21 protein-coding genes are annotated in these 19,786 nt (G+C 69.6%); 18 read left to right on the top strand and 3 right to left on the bottom strand.

Annotated features, from left to right (window positions below):
* Positions 1-54: 54 nt before the first annotated feature.
* Genes J2X34_RS01400 through J2X34_RS01360 form a run of 9 tightly spaced genes read left to right on the top strand, consistent with a single transcriptional unit; the run spans position 55 to position 7,183 of the window.
* A complete protein-coding gene (locus J2X34_RS01400; RefSeq protein ID WP_114718705.1) occupies positions 55-1,620 on the top strand; it encodes a uroporphyrinogen-III synthase in 1,566 nt (521 codons plus the stop codon).
* A gap of 29 nt (positions 1,621-1,649) precedes the next feature.
* The gene (hemB, locus tag J2X34_RS01395; protein WP_429515952.1) at positions 1,650-2,675 is read left to right on the top strand and encodes a porphobilinogen synthase; all 1,026 of its coding nucleotides are present in this window, start codon (positions 1,650-1,652) and stop codon (positions 2,673-2,675) included.
* A complete protein-coding gene (locus J2X34_RS01390) occupies positions 2,672-3,256 on the top strand; it encodes a hypothetical protein (RefSeq protein WP_429515950.1) in 585 nt (194 codons plus the stop codon). The genes hemB and J2X34_RS01390 overlap by 4 nt, the downstream gene beginning before the upstream one ends.
* Before the next feature lie 49 nt (positions 3,257-3,305).
* Positions 3,306-3,722 (top strand): hypothetical protein, encoded by a 417-nt coding sequence (locus tag J2X34_RS01385; protein WP_114718967.1) that lies wholly within the window; start codon positions 3,306-3,308, stop codon positions 3,720-3,722.
* A 4-nt stretch (positions 3,723-3,726) separates the two neighbouring features.
* Entirely contained in the window at positions 3,727-4,245 is a 519-nt protein-coding gene (locus J2X34_RS01380) for a hypothetical protein (RefSeq protein ID WP_397484293.1), read from the top strand.
* Entirely contained in the window at positions 4,242-4,496 is a 255-nt protein-coding gene (locus tag J2X34_RS01375) for a hypothetical protein (protein ID WP_429515948.1), read from the top strand. Before J2X34_RS01380 ends, J2X34_RS01375 begins: the two co-directional genes overlap by 4 nt.
* Before the next feature lie 5 nt (positions 4,497-4,501).
* The gene (locus J2X34_RS01370) at positions 4,502-4,783 is read left to right on the top strand and encodes a metal-sensitive transcriptional regulator (protein WP_031940195.1); all 282 of its coding nucleotides are present in this window, start codon (positions 4,502-4,504) and stop codon (positions 4,781-4,783) included.
* Positions 4,784-4,820: 37 nt separating this feature from the next.
* Positions 4,821-5,024: a heavy-metal-associated domain-containing protein gene (locus J2X34_RS01365; protein WP_114718708.1), complete on the top strand. Its 204-nt coding sequence runs from the start codon at positions 4,821-4,823 to the stop codon at positions 5,022-5,024.
* Positions 5,021-7,183, top strand: a complete 2,163-nt coding sequence (locus J2X34_RS01360) for a heavy metal translocating P-type ATPase (protein WP_429515946.1) — start codon at positions 5,021-5,023, stop codon at positions 7,181-7,183. Before J2X34_RS01365 ends, J2X34_RS01360 begins: the two co-directional genes overlap by 4 nt.
* Positions 7,184-7,205: 22 nt before the next feature.
* Here the strand turns inward: J2X34_RS01360 and J2X34_RS01355 are convergent, their stop codons facing one another.
* Positions 7,206-8,195, bottom strand: a complete 990-nt coding sequence (locus J2X34_RS01355) for a LolA family protein (RefSeq protein ID WP_429515944.1) — start codon at positions 8,193-8,195, stop codon at positions 7,206-7,208.
* 107 nt (positions 8,196-8,302) lie between these two features.
* Between J2X34_RS01355 and J2X34_RS01350 the strand changes: the two genes are divergently transcribed.
* Positions 8,303-8,701 (top strand): nitroreductase family deazaflavin-dependent oxidoreductase, encoded by a 399-nt coding sequence (locus J2X34_RS01350; protein WP_114718710.1) that lies wholly within the window; start codon positions 8,303-8,305, stop codon positions 8,699-8,701.
* Positions 8,702-8,710: 9 nt separating this feature from the next.
* A complete protein-coding gene (locus J2X34_RS01345) occupies positions 8,711-9,859 on the top strand; it encodes a PQQ-dependent sugar dehydrogenase (RefSeq protein ID WP_429515942.1) in 1,149 nt (382 codons plus the stop codon).
* Positions 9,860-9,893: 34 nt separating this feature from the next.
* Here the strand turns inward: J2X34_RS01345 and J2X34_RS01340 are convergent, their stop codons facing one another.
* Entirely contained in the window at positions 9,894-10,406 is a 513-nt protein-coding gene (locus J2X34_RS01340; RefSeq protein ID WP_429515940.1) for an SRPBCC family protein, read from the bottom strand.
* Between the two features lie 189 nt (positions 10,407-10,595).
* Between J2X34_RS01340 and J2X34_RS01335 the strand changes: the two genes are divergently transcribed.
* Positions 10,596-11,402 carry a putative protein N(5)-glutamine methyltransferase gene (locus J2X34_RS01335; protein WP_114718713.1) on the top strand — a complete coding sequence of 269 codons (807 nt, stop codon included), beginning with the start codon at positions 10,596-10,598 and terminating at the stop codon, positions 11,400-11,402.
* On the opposite strand, the gene J2X34_RS01330 is transcribed toward J2X34_RS01335, so the two are convergent.
* Positions 11,396-13,324, bottom strand: coding sequence for an acyl-CoA dehydrogenase (locus tag J2X34_RS01330; RefSeq protein ID WP_429515938.1), 1,929 nt, complete (start codon positions 13,322-13,324; stop codon positions 11,396-11,398). The two genes, J2X34_RS01335 and J2X34_RS01330, sit on opposite strands and share 7 nt — an antisense overlap.
* Positions 13,325-13,483: 159 nt before the next feature.
* Here J2X34_RS01330 and hemL point away from each other — a divergent pair, with 159 nt between their 5' ends.
* Genes hemL through ccsB form a run of 6 tightly spaced genes read left to right on the top strand, consistent with a single transcriptional unit; the run spans position 13,484 to position 19,685 of the window.
* Positions 13,484-14,806 carry a glutamate-1-semialdehyde 2,1-aminomutase gene (hemL, locus tag J2X34_RS01325; RefSeq protein WP_114718715.1) on the top strand — a complete coding sequence of 441 codons (1,323 nt, stop codon included), beginning with the start codon at positions 13,484-13,486 and terminating at the stop codon, positions 14,804-14,806.
* Between the two features lie 56 nt (positions 14,807-14,862).
* A complete protein-coding gene (locus J2X34_RS01320) occupies positions 14,863-15,543 on the top strand; it encodes a histidine phosphatase family protein (protein WP_254622624.1) in 681 nt (226 codons plus the stop codon).
* Positions 15,540-16,154 carry a TlpA disulfide reductase family protein gene (locus tag J2X34_RS01315; protein ID WP_174912597.1) on the top strand — a complete coding sequence of 205 codons (615 nt, stop codon included), beginning with the start codon at positions 15,540-15,542 and terminating at the stop codon, positions 16,152-16,154. The genes J2X34_RS01320 and J2X34_RS01315 overlap by 4 nt, the downstream gene beginning before the upstream one ends.
* A complete protein-coding gene (locus J2X34_RS01310; protein WP_114718717.1) occupies positions 16,151-16,978 on the top strand; it encodes a cytochrome c biogenesis CcdA family protein in 828 nt (275 codons plus the stop codon). Before J2X34_RS01315 ends, J2X34_RS01310 begins: the two co-directional genes overlap by 4 nt.
* Entirely contained in the window at positions 16,975-18,720 is a 1,746-nt protein-coding gene (resB, locus tag J2X34_RS01305; RefSeq protein ID WP_429515935.1) for a cytochrome c biogenesis protein ResB, read from the top strand. Before J2X34_RS01310 ends, resB begins: the two co-directional genes overlap by 4 nt.
* The gene (gene ccsB / locus J2X34_RS01300) at positions 18,717-19,685 is read left to right on the top strand and encodes a c-type cytochrome biogenesis protein CcsB (protein WP_114718719.1); all 969 of its coding nucleotides are present in this window, start codon (positions 18,717-18,719) and stop codon (positions 19,683-19,685) included. The genes resB and ccsB overlap by 4 nt, the downstream gene beginning before the upstream one ends.
* The last annotated feature ends 101 nt before the right edge of the window (positions 19,686-19,786 follow it).

Genomic DNA, 19,786 nt, shown 5'->3' with positions numbered 1-19,786 from the left:
GCCCGATTTCGTACTTTTTTCCTATCGACATGAGACCGCACTGGAGAACTACCGATGAGCCGAGTCCGTAAGAACAGTCCCGGGCGAATCCTCTTTGTGGGATCGGGACCCGGTGATCCGGCGCTGCTCACCGTCCGGGCGCGCGACGTTCTCGCGTCGGCGGCGCTGGCGTTCACCGATCCCGACGTCGACAAGGGCGTGACCGCGCTGGTCGGTACCGCGCTCGGTCGCGACCCCGAGACCGACGAGCCGATCGCCGAGGTCCGGCCCGCACTCGGCGAGCCCGCCGAGGTGGCCAAGACGCTGGTCGCCGAGGCCAAGAACGGCCACGACGTGGTCCGTCTCGTCTCGGGTGATCCGCTGACCACCGATTCCGTGATCGCCGAGGTCTCGGCCGTCGCGCGCACCCAGGTGGTGTTCGAGGTGCTGCCCGGCCTGCCGTCGGGCTCCGCGGTTCCGAGCTACGCCGGCATGGCGCTGGGCTCCGCCCACACCGAGGCCGACGTGCGCGGTGAGGTCGACTGGGCGGCGCTGGCCGCGGCCCCCGGCCCGCTGGTGCTGCACGCGAGTGCCGCGCACCTCGCCGAGACCGCCAGCGCGCTCGTCGAGCACGGTCTGGCCCCGCAGACCCCGGCCGCGATCACCGTCCGCGGCACCACCCGCCAGCAGCGCACCGTCGAGGCCACCCTCGCGACCCTCAACGACGCCGGTTCCGAGCTGGTGGGCCCGCTGATCGTCACAGTCGGCAAGGTCGTCTCGCAGCGCAACAAGATGTCGTGGTGGGAGTCGCGCGCCCTGTACGGCTGGACCGTCCTGGTGCCGCGCACCAAGGAGCAGGCCGCCGACATGAGCGATCGCCTCGTCACGCACGGTGCGATCCCGATCGAGGTTCCGACCATCGCGGTCGAGCCGCCCCGCAGCCCCGCCCAGATGGAGCGTTCCGTCAAGGGTCTGGTCGACGGCCGCTACCAGTGGGTGGTGTTCACCTCCACCAACGCGGTGCGCGCGGTGTGGGAGAAGTTCGAGGCGTTCGGTCTGGACGCCCGCGCGTTCTCCGGCGTGAAGATCGCGTGCGTCGGTGAGGCCACCGCCGAGAAGGTGCGCTCGTTCGGCATCACCCCCGAGCTGGTGCCGTCGGGTGAGCAGTCCAGCGAGGGCCTGCTGGCCGACTTCCCGCCGTACGACGAGGTGTTCGACCCGGTCAACCGCGTCCTGCTGCCGCGTGCCGACATCGCCACCGAGACCCTCGCCGAGGGCCTGCGTGAGCGTGGCTGGGAGATCGACGACGTCACCGCGTACCGCACCGTGCGGGCCGCGCCGCCGCCGGCCGAGACTCGCGAGATGATCAAGACGGGTGGCTTCGACGCGGTGTGCTTCACGTCGTCGTCGACCGTGCGCAACCTCGTCGGCATCGCCGGCAAGCCGCACGCCCGCACGATCGTCGCGTGCATCGGACCCAAGACGGCCGAGACCGCGATCGAGTTCGGTCTGCGCGTCGACGTCCAGCCGGAGACGGCACAGATGGGTCCGCTGGTCGAGGCGCTCGCCGAGCACGCGGCCCGGCTGCGTGCCGAGGGTGCGCTGCCTCCGCCGCGCAAGAAGTCCCGCGCCCGCCGCTGACCCCTTCCGGTACAGGAGAAGCTGCACCCGTGTTTCCCACCCGCCGAGACGGTGACTTTCCCGCCCGCCGAGACGGCGACTTTCCCGCCCGCCGCCCGCGCCGACTGCGTGGTACCCCCGCGCTACGGCGTCTGGTCGCCGAGACATCGCTCGAGCCACGGCATCTCGTGTTTCCGATGTTCATCGCCGACGGCATCGACGAGCCGCGACCGATCTCGTCGATGCCGGGCGTCGTCCAGCACACGCTGGACTCGCTGCGCGGTGCCGCCACCGACGCGGTGGCCGCCGGTGTGGGCGGGGTGATGCTCTTCGGCGTCCCGCGGGCGGAGGACAAGGACGCCGACGGATCGGGTGCCACCGACCCGGACGGCATCCTCAACCGGGGCCTGGCAGCTCTGAAGGCCGAACTCGGTGACTCGACCGTGCTCATGGCCGACACGTGCCTGGACGAGTTCACCGACCACGGCCACTGCGGTGTGCTGACGGCGGACGGCCAGGTCGACAACGACGCGACGCTCGCGCGGTACGTCGACATGGCGGTCGCGCAGGCCGAGGCCGGCGCGCACCTGCTCGGCCCGAGCGGGATGATGGACGGCCAGGTCGCCGCGATCCGTGAGGGTCTCGACGCCGCCGGACACGTCGACGTCGGTCAGCTCGCGTACTCGGCGAAGTACGCGTCCGCGTTCTACGGACCGTTCCGGGAGGCCGTCGGCTCGTCGCTCGAGGGCGACCGCCGCACGTACCAGCAGGATCCGGCGAACCGCCGCGAGTCGCGGCTCGAGGTGGACCTCGACCTCGCCGAGGGCGCCGACCTGGTGATGGTCAAGCCGGCGATGTCGTACCTCGACGTGCTGCGTGAGGTCGCGGACCGCTCCACCGTGCCGGTTGCGGCCTACCAGATCTCGGGCGAGTACGCGATGATCACCGCCGCCGCCCAGAACGGCTGGATCGACCGCGACGCCGCGGTCCTCGAGTCCCTGCTCAGCATTCGCCGCGCGGGCGCCGACATCGTCCTCACCTACTGGGCCGCCGAGGCCGCGGGATGGCTCGGATGACCGGGCAGCCGGGGCCGCCGGACCCGTGGCCGGGCACCCCGCAGTACCCGGCGCCGATGCCTCCCGTGCAGCAGCAGGACGGAAAGAAGCCGGTTCCGGCGGACGTGATCACGGCGTTCCAGTTGTGGTTCGTGGTGGGGGCGCTCGGGATCGTGTATCTCGTGTCGGCGCTGGCCTTCGCGTACGGGGACCGGGACTCGTTCGTCGACCAGGTCGTCGACGAACTGGCCAAGCAGTCGGACACCGTGATGTCGCGTGCGGACGTCGAACAGCTCTTCGTCTTCGCGATCATCGGCACCGGTGTGTTCCTGAGCATCGTGCTCACCGGTCTGCTGGCATTGTTCGCCTTCAAGATGCGCAAGGGCAAGAACTGGGCGCGCATGCTGCTCACGATGATCGGCGTGTTCACGGTGTTCTCCGCCATTCCCACGATCTTCGGCATCACGGCCGGCACCGGCACCGCGGCGCTCATCATGGGCGGCGCCGGGATCCTCCAGGCGGTCGCGGCGATCGGTGCGATCGTGCTGATGCACCGCAAGGAATCCAACGAGTACTTCCTGAACCTGCCGCCTGCGCGCTGACGCGGGCCCTCCGCTCGTGTCGGGTCGATCCATGCCGCAGGATGAGGGTGTGAGTGAGTCGACCCCGCGCGTGGTCTCCGTTGCCTACTGGATCTGGGTGCTGTGCGCCGCGGCGATGGTGCTGTTCGGGCTGCTCGCCCTGACGACGTCCGCCGACGCGATCCGCGGGCAACTCGGGGCCGATGCCGATACGTTCGTGTGGCTGCTGCGCGGTGTCGGTGCGGCGTCGCTGATCTTCGGCCTCGTGATCGGGTTCCTGGCCGCGCCGGTGCGTGCCGGAAACCGGGGCCTGCGGACCGCCGTCGTGGCGCTCTCGTCGGTGTTCGCGCTGGCGACGATCGCCCTGTCGGCGGTCGGGGTGATCGCGCCGCTGCTGCTGGTCATTCCGCTGTTGCTGCTGCTGGCAAGCGTTCTGGTGTATCGGGAGGGTGCACGTGAGTGGTTCCGTGACGAACGGGCCGGCTGAGCCGGTGGCGGACGGGCCGGCTGAGCCGGAGGCGAACGGGCCGGACAGTCCCGAGGGTGCGCTGTTCTACGAGCCCGGCGCTCGCTGGCGCGCCGTCGCGTACGGTCCCGTCTTCTGCGTGATCGCGCTGGTGATCGAGTTGTTCACCGGTCCGGTGGTGCACTGGTTCGCGTTGACGCTGTTCGCGTTGATCCTCGCCGGCATCGTCTACGTGCAGGTCGCGGCCGCCCGTCGGCACGTGAGCGTGCTGTTGACCGAGACGGCGCTCCGGCAAGGGGCGGAGGAAGTGCCGCTCGACGAGATCGAGGAGGTCCTGCCCGAGGCCGATCCGTACGCCGACGAACCACAGCGCTGGGAGAGTGCGCGCAGCCTCGGTGAGCTGTCCGGGGTGCCGCGGCGCCGGCGGCCCATCGGGCTGCTCCTGCGTGACGGCTCCTTCGCGCAGGCGTGGGCGCGCGACGACGACGGTCTGCGGGAGGCTCTGACGGAGGCCGTCGCGCAGGTGCAGGGGAGGTCGGTGTGACGCGTCCGGTGGTACTGGTGAGCGAGGCGGCGGGGGTCGTCGCGGCGCTCCTGCTCACGGTGTGGTGCGCGGTTCGTGGGGTGAGCACTCACGTGTTCGAACCGGTCGCGCCCGGGGCACCGTCGTTCACGTCCGTCGACTATCACGGCGCGTGGATCACGGCGGCGTTCGCGTCGACGCTCGTCGCGGGCCTGCTGGTGCTCGACATCCGACGACGCCGCTCCGCCAGGTACCCGCAGGGGGTATCATGACGAGTATGAACGGATACAGCCCGCAGCAGGAGGACCTGCTCAAGCGTCTGCGGCGCATCGAGGGCCAGGTGCAGGGCATCTCGCGCATGATCGCGGACGACCGCTACTGCATCGACGTGCTCACCCAGGTGTCCGCGGCCACGTCCGCGCTGCAGTCGGTCTCGCTCAAGTTGCTCGAGGCGCATCTCGCGGGCTGCGTCGTCGAGGCGGCCAAGAAGGGCGGACCGGAGGCTGATGCCAAGGTCAAGGAAGCGTCCGACGCGATCGCACGCCTGGTGAAGTCCTAACGGGAGTGCGATCGACGAGAACAGGAGGTCTGTGAATATGGAGCACACCTACATCGTCAAGGGCATGACCTGCCAGCACTGCGCAGCCGCGGTCGCCGAGGAGATCAGCGAGCTGTCCGGGGTCACGGAGGTCGACGTCGACGTCGCGTCCGGCAGGGTCGTGGTCCGCAGTGATTCCCCCATGGACACCATTGCCGTCGCCGCCGCGGTATCCGAGGCAGGCTACGAGCTGGTCCAGTGACCACCATCGGGCTGCGCACCATCGACCTCGACATCGGCGGAATGACCTGCGCGTCGTGCGCAGCCCGGATCGAACGCAAGCTCGGCAAGCTCGACGGCGTCAGCGCGACCGTCAACTACGCCACCGAACAGGCCCGCATCCGGTTCCCGGAGTCGGTGCTGACGCAGGATCTGATCGACGTCGTCAAGAAGACCGGATACACCGCCGCGGTGGCCCGTCCGGTGCCGTCCGCCGACGAGACGCGGGATCTGCTCGGTGCGCGGCTGATCGTCGCGATCATCGCGTCGGTGCCGGTCGTGCTGGTGTCGATGATCCCGACGCTGCAGTTCGACTACTGGCAGTGGGTGGCGCTGGTGCTCACCACGATCGTCGTCTTCTGGTGCGGATACCCGTTCCACCGCGCCGCGGTCGTCACGGCCCGGCACGGCATGTCGACGATGGACACCCTCGTCTCGCTGGGCACACTCGCCGCCTACGGGTGGTCGCTGTGGGCACTGGTGTTCGGCACCGCCGGACACATCGGGATGAGCCACGAGTTCACGCTGCGCCCCGGCGCGCTCGACGCCTCGGGCCAGATCTATCTCGAGGTCGCGGCCGGGGTCACCACGTTCCTGCTCGCCGGCCGGTACGCCGAGTCCCGCGCCAAACGCCGCTCCGGGGCTGCGCTGCGGGCGCTGCTCGAGGTGGGCGCCAAGGACGTCTCGGTGCTCCGTGACGGTGTCGAACAGCGAATCCCCGTCGCCGCGTTGCACGTCGGTGACGAGTTCGTGGTGCGCCCGGGGGAGAAGATCGCCACCGACGGACGCGTCGTCGACGGCGCCTCCGCGGTGGACACGTCGATGCTCACGGGCGAGTCGGTTCCGGTGGAGGTGGGTGCGGGTGACGCCGTGGTCGGGGGCACCCTCAACACGGACCGGCTGCTGACGGTCCGAGCCGAACGAGTGGGCGCCGACACGCAATTGGCGCACATCGCCGAGCTCGTGACCGAGGCACAGAGCGGCAAGGCGCACGCGCAGCGGCTCGCGGACCGCGTCTCGGCGGTGTTCGTGCCCGTCGTGCTGGTGATCGCCGCCGTCACGCTCGCGGTGTGGCTGCTGCTGGGGCAGCCGGTCACCGAGGCCTTCACCGCGGCCGTGGCCGTGCTGATCGTCGCGTGCCCGTGCGCTCTCGGGCTGGCCACACCGACGGCGCTGCTCGTCGGGACGGGCCGGGGTGCGCAACTGGGCATCCTCATCAAGGGCCCCGAGGTGCTCGAACAGACCCGGCGCATCGAGACCGTCGTGCTGGACAAGACCGGCACCGTCACCACCGGGCAGATGGAACTCGACGACGTCGTCGCCGTGGACGGCGAGGACCGTGACCGGGTCCTGGCGCTGGCCGCCGCGGTGGAGTCCGGGTCGGAACATCCCGTGGCGCGGGCGATCGTGCGCGCAGTACCGCGGCCGCTGCCGGTGACCGGATTCGTCAACCGCCCGGGCATCGGCGTCGAGGGTGTCGTGGACGGGCACGCGGTGCGCGTGGGCCGGGTGCAGGGGCCGATGCCCGTACAGCTGCGGGGACTGCTGCCGGAGGGCCGGACCTCGGTGATCGTCTCGTGGGACGACAAGGTGCGCGGCGCGGTGGCCGTGGCGGACGCCGTGAAGTCGACCAGCGCCGAGGCGATCGGGGAGATTCGGGCGCTCGGCATGACCCCGGTGCTGCTCACCGGCGACGCCCAGGCCGTGGCGACCGCCGTCGCCCGCGAGGTCGGTATCGACCGGGTGATCGCGGAGGTGCTCCCGGACCAGAAGGCCGACACCATCGCGCGCCTGCGGGAGGAGGGCGCCGTCGCGATGGTGGGCGACGGCGTCAACGACGCGGCCGCGCTCGCGACCGCCGACGTCGGCATCGCGATGGGCACCGGCACCGATGCCGCCATCGAGGCGAGCGACCTGACCCTGGTCCGCGGCGACCTGCGATCGGTGCCCGACGCGATCCGACTGTCCCGCCGCACCCTGGCGACCATCAAGGGAAACCTGTTCTGGGCGTTCGCGTACAACGTCGCGGCCATACCGCTGGCGGCGACGGGACTGCTCAACCCGATGATCGCGGGCGCCGCCATGGCGTTGTCGTCGCTGTTCGTGGTGGGGAACAGCCTGCGGCTGCGGCGCTTTCGCTGATCCTTGCGGTTGCCGCGGTAGTTCAGTAGGTGGTGTCGTTGATCGCGGTTTCGCCGGGATGCAGCGTGGCCTGCAACGCTGTGAGGGCGTCGGGGTCGAGTTCAGCCTGGTGCAGGACTACGGCCCAGTCGAACTTGTCGGTCGACCAGCGATGAATGGTGCCCTGCCAGCGGAGGTTCCACGGCTGATCCGAACGGGGTCGTCGCGCCAGTATTCCGGTCGCGAGCCCGCCGTCGAGGGATGCCTCGAATGCCCCGGTCTCCGGGTCCACTGCGTGCGTCTCCACGACACTCAGGTCGACGAGCACGCGGGCGGTCAACGGTCGGTCGGTCACGTTGTTGCGGAACCACTCCGTCCGGCTCGAACGCTCGGCCTCGCGCTCCGCCGCGTACTCGCGCTGTCGATCCTCGAAAGTGCACACGGGGCCGGACCACGTGAAGAGGTCCGGATCGACGGGTTCGCCGACGGAGAGTTCGACGTACGACACGTTCGAGCCGACGGCGTCGTTGCCCTGCGCGAGCACCGCGCCGGTCTCGGCATCGACGACCATTCTCAGCAACCCCTCCTTGTACCGTCCCGGAGCCAGATCAACTGTCCAGCAGCGTCTTCCGAGAAACTTGGTGGTGCCGATGAGCCCAGCGGGTCGGGTGTAGTCGCTGCCCACCCAATCCTGCGCAGGCCGGCTGAACAGCAGGTCGCTGCCCGTGCCGAGGTAGCGGACGCGTCCGGCACTGCCCTCCAGTGGCGGCTCACCGGGTTGCTCGAACTGCCAGACAGTGGTGCCGTCGGTGATGAACAGGGGCTGTCCGTCGAGGGTCTCGACTCGGACCTTGGAGCGGTCGCGCCAGATTCGCACATCGCCGCCGCCGACCCCGACGATCATCGGCATGCGGTCGCCGGCTGTGAAGATCCTGACCCGCTCGGGTGCGTCGGGCATCTTCCGGATCACGCCCCGGATCGGCGCGCTGGGTCCGTCGGCCATCGTCACCAGAACCTGCACCCACGCCGTCATCGATCCCCCTCGAAATGTCCCGTTCGTTCGAAGCTACCCGCGAGGTCGGCCCGCACCGTGGCATCTTTGTCGGTGACATGAGCGCCCGGGGCGCTCATACTTCGGTTATGGCATACCTGAAACCGCCGCTGCTGGTCCGCGAGGTGTTCAACCGTATCGCCCTCGCGACCGGCGTCAGCGGCACCGAGAAGATCACCGTCACCGGCCGGCGCAGTCACGAACCCCGCTCGGTTCCCGTCGTCCCCGTCGACGTCGACGGGGTGCGGTACCTGGTCTCCACCCGCGGCGAATCGGAGTGGGTGCGCAATCTCCGCGCCACCCCGGAGGTGGACGTGAGCCGACGCGGTCATACCGCGCACTTCACCGCCACCGAGGTCCCCGTCGGCGACCGGGAACCCATCATCGCGGCCTACCGCGTGAAGGCGGGCAAGACGGTGCAGGGCTACTGGGAGAAACTGCCCGATCCCGTCGACCATCCGGTGTTCGCGCTCACGACCGCGGGCTAGCGGGCACGCGTGCGTAAACCGCTCTCGGGATCGGGAGCCGTCCTGGTGGCGGCGGTCATCGGACTGGGCGCCGCGCCGACGGCATGCGCGCGACCCGAAGAACCTGCCGCGCCGTTTCCTGATCTCGCCGTCACCACCGTGATGGAGGACCTCGCCAATCCGTGGGATGTGGTCGTTGCGCCCGACGGCGCGGTGCTCACCGGTGAGCGCGCCGGCCGATTCGTCGTGAAACGGTCCGACAACAGCGTCGGAGAGGTGACCGCGGATCTTTCCGATCTGTACGCCCGAGGCGAGACCGGGCTGATGGGCATCGCGCTCGACCGGGGCTTCGCGGCCAATCGCACGCTCTACACGTGCCAGGGACACCGCGGCGGCGAGAACAACGACATCCGCGTCGTGTCGTGGACGGTCGATCCGGGGTGGACCACGATGACCCGCACCGGCGACGTCGTGACCGGGATGCCGGTGGGCGACAACGGACGCCACGGCGGTTGCCGCATCCTCGCGCATCCCGACGGCACGCTGTACATCGGGACCGGTGACTCCGCGCGGCCGAAAGTGCCGCAGGATCGGAATTCGTTGGGCGGCAAAGTGTTGCACGTCGATCGTGACGGCTCGCCCGCCGTCGGCAATCCGGATCCGAACAGCCCGGTGTTCACCCTCGGGCACCGCAATGTGCAGGGATTGGCGCTGCAGCCGGGCAGCGGCAGGATCTACGACATCGAGCAGGGCACGAGTCGGGACGACGAGGTGAACCTGCTCGCCGCCGGGAACAACTACGGTTACCGCCCCGACCGGCGACCGGACATCTACGACGAGAGCGTTCCGATGACCGATCCCGTCCGCGTACCGGGTGCCGTGGCGGCCGTGTGGAGTTCGGGCGCCCCCACCATCGCGACACCGGGAGGGACCTTCGTGTCGGGTGCCGGGTGGGGTGACTGGGACGGCGCGCTGGCTGTCACCAGCCAGCAAGGCGAGAAGTTGGTGTTGCTGAAACTGTCCGCCGACGGCACCGGCGTCATCGATACGTCGACGGCGTTGGCCGGTCGGTACGGACGGCTGCGATCGGCGACGTCGATGCCCGACGGCAGCCTGCTGATCACCACCGACAACGGCTCCGGCGACACGGTCCTCCGCGTGACGCCGTCCGTGGAATGAGGTCTGTCGCACGAGCCGTGCCGGCGTTCGTCGGTCAGCCGGAGGCGATACGTCCGAGATGTGTCTCGGTCTCGGCCACGACGCGGCGCAGTCCGGCGGTGACCGCCGGCGCGCCGAGCCGCAGCGGCACACGCAGCGCGGGGCCCGGCTCGATCGCGAACGTCCAGGTGAGTCGCGACCCCGACGCGCGCGGTTCGACGAGCGTGTCCTCGGCGAAACGACGGAGGCCCGGCACGGTGAACCCGCTGACGTAGAAGGTGTTCCGGTACCGGAGGCCCGGGACTTCCTCCCAGCGGAAGTACTCCTCGGTGGCCTTCACCGCGGACGGACGCATCGACAGTTCGCGCCGGGTACCCGCCCCGAAGGGGCGTGGGGTGAGAAAGTGAGACCCCGCGATGAACGTGCACCAGGAGAGGGTGTTGTCGCGGGTCAGTTCGGCCCACGCCGTTTCCGCGGAGACCGGCAGCGGGACCGAGAAGCGCCGTACGAACGGTGCCGTCTCCAGGAAGGTCTCGTCGCACGCAGACAACTCGAACCATTTCGGCATCGGATAATCCTAGGGACTACCGCGCCGATCCGCGGTAGTGTCGCGGTGTTCGTGATCGATTGGGAATGCAGACCGAGGAGGTGAGACCCATTACCGCTCTTGCAGGCAGGGTGCTCCCGCCTCGGGGTCGCGCGGACTAGTCCGCCCAGCCGGCCGCGAGAGCCCCTTCGGTATCCCGAAAGGCTCGTCGTGCGATCTCCCGAGAATTCCGGCTCACCCTTCGCATTTCCGTCGATCGTCACCACTCTGCGCGCCGCCGGCTGCGTCTTCGCGGAGGACGAGGCGCACCTGCTGATCGCCGCGGCCTCCACCCCCGACAGGCTGTCGGCGATGGTCGAGCGCCGGGTCGCGGGGCTACCCCTCGAACATGTCCTCGGCTGGGCCGAGTTCTGCGGTGTGCGAATAGAAGTCGGCGCCGGTGTGTTCGTGCCGCGACGGCGCAGCGAGCTGCTCGTCCGGCAGGCCGCCACCCTCCTGCGGCCGGACGATGTCGTGGTCGATCTGTGCTGCGGGTCCGGTGCGTTGGGTGTCGCCCTCGCCGGTGAAGCCCCGGGCATCGAACTGCATGCCGCCGACGTCGACCCTGCCGCGGTCCGGTGCGCGCGGCGCAACGTCGAACCGATCGGCGGGCACGTGTACGAGGGCGACCTGTTCGACGCCCTGCCCGACACCCTGCTCGGACTCGTCGACGTCGTGGTCGCGAACGTCCCGTACGTGCCGAGCGGAGCCATCGCGCTGATGCCGCCCGAGGCCCGCGACCACGAACCGCGCGCGGCCCTCGACGGCGGCCCCGACGGCCTCGACTTCCAGCGGGCGGTGGCCGCCGAGGCGCCGCGATGGCTGCGCCCCGGCAGTCGTCTGCTGGTCGAGACCAGTGTCCGCCAGGCGCCCACGACGGTCGACATCTTCACGCGCGCAGGACTACTCGCGCGGATCGTCCACTCCGACGAACTCGACGCCACCGCGGTGGTGGGCGCGTGGCCGGGGACTTACTGACGTCCGCCGTCCAGCATCGCAGCACCCGCGAGCGCGTCCGGCACACCGAGACCCTCGACGAGGGTCGCAGCGTGGGGGCGCAGCGTGCGGCAGCGCTCGTTGATGCCGCGCCGCACGGCCTTGGCGCGCTCGACGGACAGGTGGCGGTGTTCCATGAACCACGCCTTGTCCTCGTCGATCACGGTGAGCGCGTACAGGTCGCAGAGGTCGCTGAGCAGGTCCCGGGCCGTCTCGTCCTCGCACGCGTCGATGCCCGCGATGAACGCCTCGAGTACCACCCGGTCGATGTGCGCGCGGGCGGCGTGCAGGACGTGGTCCTGCACGAAATTGAAGGCGTCGAACGGATCGTCCTCGCGCTTGCGTGCTCCCTGCAGGCGGCGGGCGGCGGTGGAGAGAAGGTACTCCTCGCGGTCCTCGAACATCGTCAGCTGGGTGCCGCGGTTGAACAGGCTGCCGTCCTCCTCGTTGTCCTGCCGGGTGTCGAGGATGGTCTGGATGATCTGCTGCGCCGCGGTGCGGGTGCGGACCGCGTCACCGAAGGCGTTGGCGGCGAACGCCATCCACTCGACAGGACTCATGCCGCGGACCTCGTCGGCGTACTTGGTGAGCAGCTCCTTCGCGACCAACTGAGTCAGCACGGTGTTGTCGCCCTCGAACGTGGTGAACACGTCGGTGTCGGCCTTGAGCGCCGTGAGCCGGTTCTCGGCGAGATAGCCGGCGCCGCCGCACGCCTCACGGCACTCCTGGATCGCGCGCGTCGCGTGCCACGTGTTGGCGGCCTTGAGTCCGGCGGCGCGGGACTCGAGTTCGCGTTGTCCGCTGGGATCGATCTCGTCGGAGGTCTGGATGTCGTGCATCGTGGTGACGAGTTCGTTCTGCGCGAAGCCCAGCGCGTACGTGCGGGCGATGTGGGGCAGCAGGCGCTGCTGGTGGACCAGGTAGTCCATGATCAGCACCTCGGGATCCGGGGTGCCCTCGTCGCCGCTGGGCGCGCTGAACTGTCTGCGCTGCAGCGCGTATCGGGTGGCGATCGTCAGCGCGACGCGGGCAGCGGCGGCCGCGGACCCGCCGACGGTGACGCGTCCGCGTACCAGCGTTCCGAGCATGGTGAAGAAGCGGCGGTTCTTGTTCTCGATCGGCGACGAGTACACGCCGTCGGCGTCCACCGAGCCGTACCGGTTCAACAGGTTCGTCCGCGGCACACGCACGTGGTCGAACACGATGCGGCCGTTGTCGACTCCGGGCAGTCCACCCTTGTAACCGCAGTCTGACGTCGTGACGCCGGGCAGATCGTTGCCGTCCGCGTCGCGGATCGGCACCAGCAGGCAGTGCACGCCGTGCGAGTTGTCGCCGACGACCAACTGCGCGAACACCGCGGCCATCCGGGCGTGCTCTGCGGCCCCGCCGATGTAGTCCTTGCGCGCCGACGGGGTGGGGGAGTGGACGACGAACTCGTCGGTCGCCGGGTCGTACGTCGCGGTGGTCTCGAGTTCCTGCACGTCGCTGCCGTGGCCGGTCTCCGTCATCGCGAAGCAGCCGAGGAGTTCGAGGTCGATCATCGGCCGCAGGTATTCGGCGTGGTGGCGGTCGGTGCCGAGGTTCTCGATCGCACCGCCGAACAGGCCCCACTGCACGCCCGCCTTCACCATCAGCGACAGGTCCGACATCGCGAGCATCTCGATCGCGGTCACCGCCGCGCCGGGATCGGAGCCGGCACCGACCTCGACGCCGAACCCGCGATCGACGAAGCCGCCCGACGCCAGCACCCGCAACTGCTCGAGCGTCTTAGCGCGGGCCCGGTCCAGGTCGGGGGTGTTGTGCGGCCGGAACTCGTCGGAGGAGAGGTCGACGCGGGCCTTCTCGCGCACCTCCGCCCACCGTCCGTCGAGGGTTGCCCGTAGAAACTCCGCCGTGGTCGCCATGATCCGACGGTAATGCGGTGCGCGGAGTCCTGCCGGGGAACTCCGGTGTGCCGGACCTGCTCCGGACCTGCACGGATGGACACGCCGAGGTGATGTGATTCCGGCCACCTCCTACACCCTGTCGTTGGCAAATTCGACAGAACTGGGACACTGGAATCCGTGACTGCTGCCTCCACAGGACCCGACCTTCGCGATACCCGTTCCGCTCAGCTCTTCGAGCGGGCGAGCCAGGTCATCCCCGGCGGGGTCAACTCCCCGGTCCGCGCGTTCGGTTCCGTCGGCGGCGCCCCCCGTTTCATCGCCGAGGCGAAGGGTTGCACGCTCACCGACGTGGACGGCAACAACTACGTCGACCTGGTGTGTTCGTGGGGCCCGATGATCCTCGGCCACGCGCACCCCGCCGTCGTCGAGGCCGTGCGGAAGGCCGCCACCACCGGGCTGTCGTTCGGTGCGCCCACCGAGGGCGAGATCGCCCTCGCGGAGGAGATCGTCTCCCGCGTCGCGCCCGTCGAGCGGGTGCGCCTGGTCAACTCCGGCACCGAGGCCACGATGAGCGCGGTGCGTCTGGCCCGCGGCTTCACCGGCCGTTCCAAGATCATCAAGTTCTCCGGCTGCTACCACGGTCACGTCGACGCGCTGCTCGCCGACGCCGGCTCGGGTCTGGCCACGTTCGGCCTGCCCACCTCGCCCGGTGTGACCGGCGCGCAGGCCGAGGACACCATCGTGGTGCCGTACAACGACCTCGAGGCCGTCCGGTCCGCGTTCGCCGCGAACCCCGGCGAGATCGCGTGCGTCATCACCGAGGCCGCCGCCGGCAACATGGGCGCCGTCGCGCCGCTGCCCGGCTTCAACGAGGGCCTGCGCGCGCTCACCACCGAGCACGGCGCGCTGCTGATCATGGACGAGGTCATGACGGGCTTTCGCGTCAGCCGCTCCGGTTGGTTCGGCCGCGAGGGGGTCGCCGGCGACCTCTACACGTTCGGCAAGGTCATGAGCGGTGGCCTGCCCGCCGCCGCGTTCGGCGGCCGCGCCGACGTCATGAGCAAGCTCGCGCCGACCGGCCCCGTCTACCAGGCCGGCACGCTCTCCGGTAACCCCGTTGCCGTCGCGGCGGGCCTGGCGAACCTGCAGGCCGCCGACGACGCCGTGTACGCCGCGCTCGAGCGCAACGCGCAGACGCTGGGCACGCTGCTGGGCGACGCGCTCACCGCGGAGGGTGTCGCGCACCGCGTCCAGTACGCGGGCACGCTCGTGAGCGTCTTCTTCAGCGAGAACCCCGTCACCAACTACGCCGAGGCCAAGGCCGCCGACACGTGGCGGTTCCCCGACTTCTTCCACGCCCTGCTCTCGCGCGGCATCTACGCGCCGCCGAGCGCGTTCGAGGCGTGGTTCGTGTCGTCTGCGCTCGACGACGACGCCTTCTCGAAGATCGCCGACGCCGCACCGCACGCGGCCAGGGCCGCCGCCGCAGCCCGACACTGACCGCAGAACAGAACCGCAGAAGCACCGCCTGACCACCGAACGCAGGGACCACCACCGTGACCGACGCCCCGACCGGCGCTGACAACTCCATCGCCGCCGACCACTCCGACACCCGGACCATCGTCCACGTGCTGCGACACGGTGAGGTGCACAACCCCAGCGGCATCCTCTACGGGCGCCTGCCGAACTTCCGGCTGTCGGAGAACGGTGAGTCGCAGGCCCGCGCCGTCGCGTCGGCGCTCGCCGACCACGACATCACGCACGTCGTCGCGTCGCCGCTGCAGCGCGCGCAGGAGACGGCCGGTCCGATCGCGGAGAAGCACGGCCTGCAGATCGCGACCGATGCCAATCTCATCGAGGCGGCCAACGACTTCGAGGGCCTCAAGGTGGCTGTCGGTGACGGCGCGCTGCGCCGCCCCCGGCACTGGTGGAAGCTGCGCGACCCGTTCACGCCGTCGTGGGGCGAGCCGTACCTGCAGATCGCGCACCGCATGCTCGCGGCCGTCAACACCGCCCGCGTCGCCGCGGTCGGTCACGAGGCCGTGTGCGTCAGCCACCAGTTGCCGGTGTGGACGCTGCGCCGCTTCCTGCAGGGCGAGCGGCTGTGGCACGACCCGCGGCACCGTCAGTGCGGTCTGGCGTCGTTGACGTCGCTGGTCTACGAGGGCGACACCCTCGTCGACATCGTCTACTCCGAGCCGGCCGGCGCGTCGGATCCGAGGGTGACAGGCGCATGAGGTTTCCGTCCCTGCGGTTGGCGGCCGCGGCATGTTCGCTGGTCGTCGTCGCCGCACTGTCCGGCTGCGCCACCGGTGACGACGCCGTCGCGCAGGGCGGCACGTTCGTGTTCGTCTCGCCGGGCGGCCAGACCGAGCTGTTCTACGACACCCCGTCCGAACGCGGCAAGGCCGGCAACGTCTCGGGTCCGGACCTGATGGTCGACGGCAAGACCACCTCGTTGTCCGACTACGAGGGGCAGGTCGTGGTGCTCAACGTGTGGGGCCAGTGGTGCGGTCCGTGCCGCGGTGAGGCCGACGACCTCGAGAAGGTCTACGAGAACACCAAGGACCAGGGCGTCCAGTTCCTCGGCATCAACGTGCGCGACTACACCAAGGACAAGGCGCAGGACTTCGTGGTCAACAACAACGTGGGCTACCCGTCCATCTACGACCCCGAGATGCGCACGCTGTTCACCCTCGGCAAGAACTACCCGACCAGCGTCGTCCCGACGACCATCGTGCTGGACCGTCAGCACCGGGTCGCCGCCGTCTTCCTCAAGGAACTGCTGGTCGAGGACCTGCAGCCGGTGGTCGAACGGGTCGCCCAGGAACCGCAGGACCAGGGATGACGGCCGACACGGTCGTCCTCGCGAGCGTCGGCGAGAGCTTCCAATCGGCGGCTGCGACCGGCCCCCTGCTGCTCGCGCTCGGCGCGTGCCTGCTCGCGGGTCTGGTGTCGTTCGCGTCGCCGTGTGTGGTCCCGCTCGTCCCCGGCTACCTGTCGTACCTGGCCGGTGTGGTCGGGGCCGACGCGCCCGCCGTCTCGGCCTCCGAGGCGAGCACCCGCACGAAGACGCTGCGGGACGGGCGTCTGCGGGTCGCGGGCGCTGCCGGGCTGTTCGTCGCCGGATTCACGGTCGTGTTCGTGCTGGCCACGGTGTCGGTGTTCGGCGCGATCGAGGCGCTCGCACTCAACCGCCAGGTGCTCCAGCGCGTCGGCGGTGTCGTGACCATCGCGATGGGCCTGGTGTTCATCGGCCTGGTCCCGGCGCTGCAGCGGGACACTCGGATGGCCCCGCGTCGCATCTCGAGCCTCGCGGGGGCTCCGCTGCTCGGTGCGGTCTTCGCGCTCGGCTGGACGCCGTGCCTCGGCCCGACGCTGGCCGGGGTCATCTCGGTCGCCTCCGGCACCGAGGGGGCGACCGCGGTCCGTGGTGTGGCGCTGATCGTCGCGTACTGCCTGGGGCTCGGACTACCGTTCGTGATCGTCGCGCTCGGCTCGGCCCGCGCACTGCGCGGCGTCGGCTGGCTGCGCGAGCACACCCGGACTATTCAGATCATCGGTGGAATCATGTTGGTGGCTGTCGGCCTCGCACTGGTCACCGGCGCGTGGGACCAGTTCGTCGGCTGGGTCCGTGACGCATTTATCTCGGAGGTGACCCTGCCGATATGACGGTTCGAGACACAGTGAACGCCGGCGGTACGCCCGCCGACGCTCCCACACCCCGCCCGCCGCGGCAGTCCGTGCCCGGCCGCATCGTCGCGCTGGGCCGCAACACGTGGCGCGGCCTGACGTCGATGCGGACCGCGCTGGTCCTGTTGTTCCTGCTCGCGCTCGCCGCGATCCCGGGAGCCTTGCTGCCGCAGCGCAGCCTCAACGAGGGCAAGGTCAACGAGTACATCGCGTCCCGGCCCACGCTCGGGCCCATCATGGACAAGCTCGAACTGTTCGACGTGTTCGGCAGTTTCTGGTTCACCGCGATCTACGCGTTGCTGTTCATCTCGCTGGTCGGCTGCATCGTGCCGCGTTGTGTCGAGTACGCGAAGGCGCTGCGTGCGCGGCCCGTCGCGGCGCCGCGCAACCTCGCGCGGCTGCCGCACCACCACATCGAGGCGGTCGACGAGGATCCCGAGGCCGTCGCCGAGCGGGTCCGCAAGCAGCTGCGTGGCTGGCGTGTCATCCAACGGGTCGGGGGTCCGCGTGCCAACCACCCCGACGAGATCACGTTGTCCGCGGAGAAGGGCTTCCTCCGAGAGGCCGGCAACCTCGTCTTCCACCTGTCGCTCGTCGCGCTGCTGATCTCGATCGCCGTCGGCAAGCTGTACTACTACGAGGGAAATCGGATCCTGGTGGCGACAGGGGACGAGAGTTTCTGCACGATCTCGCCCGCGGCCTTCGACTCGTTCCGGGTAGGAGCACAGGTCGACGGCACGGGATTGACGCCCCTGTGTCTCAAGGTCAAGGACTTCACCGCCGACTATCTCGAGAACGGTCAGGCCGAGATGTTCACGTCGAACATCTCGTACCAGGCGGGCGACGATCTGACGTCGAACACGTGGCAGGACGGTCAGCTCAAGGTCAACCACCCGCTGCGTATCTCCGGCGACCGTGTGTACCTACAGGGCCACGGCTACGCGCCCACGTTCACCGTGACGTTCCCCAACGGGGAGACCCGCACCGAGACGCTGCAGTGGCGCCCGGACGACGCGACGACGTTCCTGTCGAGTGGTGCGATGCGCTTCGACCCGCCCGGCGGCATGTACCCGAACGAGGACGATCGGCGGAAGAACCAGATCGCGATCGAGGGCCTGTTCGCGCCGACCGCACTGTTCCACGGCAACCTGCTGTCGTCGAGTTACCCGGCGATGAACGACCCGGCCGTCGCGATCGACATCTACAAGGGCGACACCGGCCTCGACACCGGCCTCCCGCAGAGCCTGTTCTCGCTCAACAAGGAGTTGATCAACCAGGGCCGGCTCGTCAAGCAGGAACGGGTCAACCTGTTCCCCGGCGAGAGCAAGACCCTCGCCGACGGGACGCAGGTGCGCTTCGACGGCGCGGTCGACTTCGTGAACCTGCAGGTCTCGCACGACCCGGCGCAGCAGTGGGTGCTGGTGTCGGCGCTGGTCATGATGGGCGGCCTGCTGACCTCGCTGGTGATCAGGCGGCGCCGTATCTGGGTCCGGATCTACCCGGCGACCGGCCCGGGAGCGGTCCCCGCCAAGGATGCCGACATCGTGTCGGCTACATTGAGCGAGGGTGAACGACATACCGTAGTAGAGCTCGGCGGACTTGCCCGGACCGATCAGGCCGGATGGGGCGACGAGTTCGATCGGCTCACCACCCGACTGCTGGGTGACGCCACGTCATCGCGGACAACACGAGCGCGCGACGCGCAGGAGATGAATTCATGACGATCAACGAGACACTCGCTCGCTACAGCGACTGGTCGTTCGAGTCGGCGTTTGCGATCTACGTCCTGGCGACGGTGCTGCTGATCGCGCGCTACGCCTCGATGCGGGCCCGCGTGGTCCAGGAACGCGAACTCGTGGCGGCCGGCGGCGGCACCGTCGCGGCGGGCGAGCAGGTGCCCGGACGCGTCGTCGAACAGTCCGGCAAGACCTGGTCGGAGAAGCTCGGCGGCATGGGTTACGCCCTGCTGGTCGTCGGCGTCGTGCTGCACCTCGCGTCGATCGTGCTGCGCGGGTTCGCCACCGAGCGGTTCCCGCTCGGCAACATGTACGAGTTCGTCTCGATGGCGTGTGCCGCCGCGGTCATCGCGGGCATCGTGGCTTTGCGCAAGACCGCGGACCTGTGGGTGTTCCTGCTGGTGCCCGTGCTGATCCTGATGTTCCTCGCGGCGACCGTGCTCTACGCCGACGCGGCCCCGGTCGTTCCCGCGCTGCGCTCGTTCTGGCTGCCGATCCACGTGACGATCATCAGCGTCGGCAGCGGCATCTTCATGGTCTCCGGCATCGCCAGCATCCTGTTCCTGTACCGCATGAAGTTCCCCGGCGGTGAGGAGGGGAACGGCGTCTTCGGCAAGATCGCGCAGCGCCTGCCCGACGCCGAGACCCTCGACCGTCTCGCGTACAAGACCACGATCGTCGCCTTCCCGCTGTTCGGCGCCGGCATCATTCTGGGTGCGATCTGGGCCGAGGCGGCATGGGGCCGGTTCTGGGGCTGGGACCCCAAGGAGACGGTCTCGTTCATCGCCTGGGTCATCTACGCGGCGTACCTGCACGCGCGTGCGACGTCGGGCTGGCGGGACACCAAGGCGGCCTGGATCAACGTCGCCGGTTTCGTGGCGATGCTGTTCAACCTCTTCATCATCAACATGGTGGTGTCGGGCCTGCACTCGTACGCCGGCCTGACCTGACCTGGTCCGACCCGGAAGCGCGACCCAGCAACGCGAAACGGTCGCCGTGCACTGCACGGCGACCGTTTTCGGTTCTGCGTCCCACCAGGACGGACGTTCTG

Source organism: Rhodococcus sp. BE178, from assembly GCF_050433545.1.
GTDB lineage: Bacteria > Actinomycetota > Actinomycetes > Mycobacteriales > Mycobacteriaceae > Prescottella.
This window is presented reverse-complemented; position numbering and strand designations above follow the sequence as displayed.

Coding starts and splice junctions, on each gene's coding strand:
- J2X34_RS01400 (WP_114718705.1), top strand. CDS start 55: ATGAGCCGAGTCCGTAAGAACAGTCCCGGGCGAATCCTCTTTGTGGGA.
- J2X34_RS01390 (WP_429515950.1), top strand. CDS start 2,672: ATGACCGGGCAGCCGGGGCCGCCGGACCCGTGGCCGGGCACCCCGCAG.
- J2X34_RS01370 (WP_031940195.1), top strand. CDS start 4,502: ATGAACGGATACAGCCCGCAGCAGGAGGACCTGCTCAAGCGTCTGCGG.
- J2X34_RS01365 (WP_114718708.1), top strand. CDS start 4,821: ATGGAGCACACCTACATCGTCAAGGGCATGACCTGCCAGCACTGCGCA.
- J2X34_RS01355 (WP_429515944.1), bottom strand. CDS start 8,195: ATGACGGCGTGGGTGCAGGTTCTGGTGACGATGGCCGACGGACCCAGC.
- J2X34_RS01350 (WP_114718710.1), top strand. CDS start 8,303: ATGGCATACCTGAAACCGCCGCTGCTGGTCCGCGAGGTGTTCAACCGT.
- J2X34_RS01340 (WP_429515940.1), bottom strand. CDS start 10,406: ATGCCGAAATGGTTCGAGTTGTCTGCGTGCGACGAGACCTTCCTGGAG.
- J2X34_RS01330 (WP_429515938.1), bottom strand. CDS start 13,324: ATGGCGACCACGGCGGAGTTTCTACGGGCAACCCTCGACGGACGGTGG.
- J2X34_RS01315 (WP_174912597.1), top strand. CDS start 15,540: ATGAGGTTTCCGTCCCTGCGGTTGGCGGCCGCGGCATGTTCGCTGGTC.
- J2X34_RS01310 (WP_114718717.1), top strand. CDS start 16,151: ATGACGGCCGACACGGTCGTCCTCGCGAGCGTCGGCGAGAGCTTCCAA.
- resB (WP_429515935.1), top strand. CDS start 16,975: ATGACGGTTCGAGACACAGTGAACGCCGGCGGTACGCCCGCCGACGCT.
- ccsB (WP_114718719.1), top strand. CDS start 18,717: ATGACGATCAACGAGACACTCGCTCGCTACAGCGACTGGTCGTTCGAG.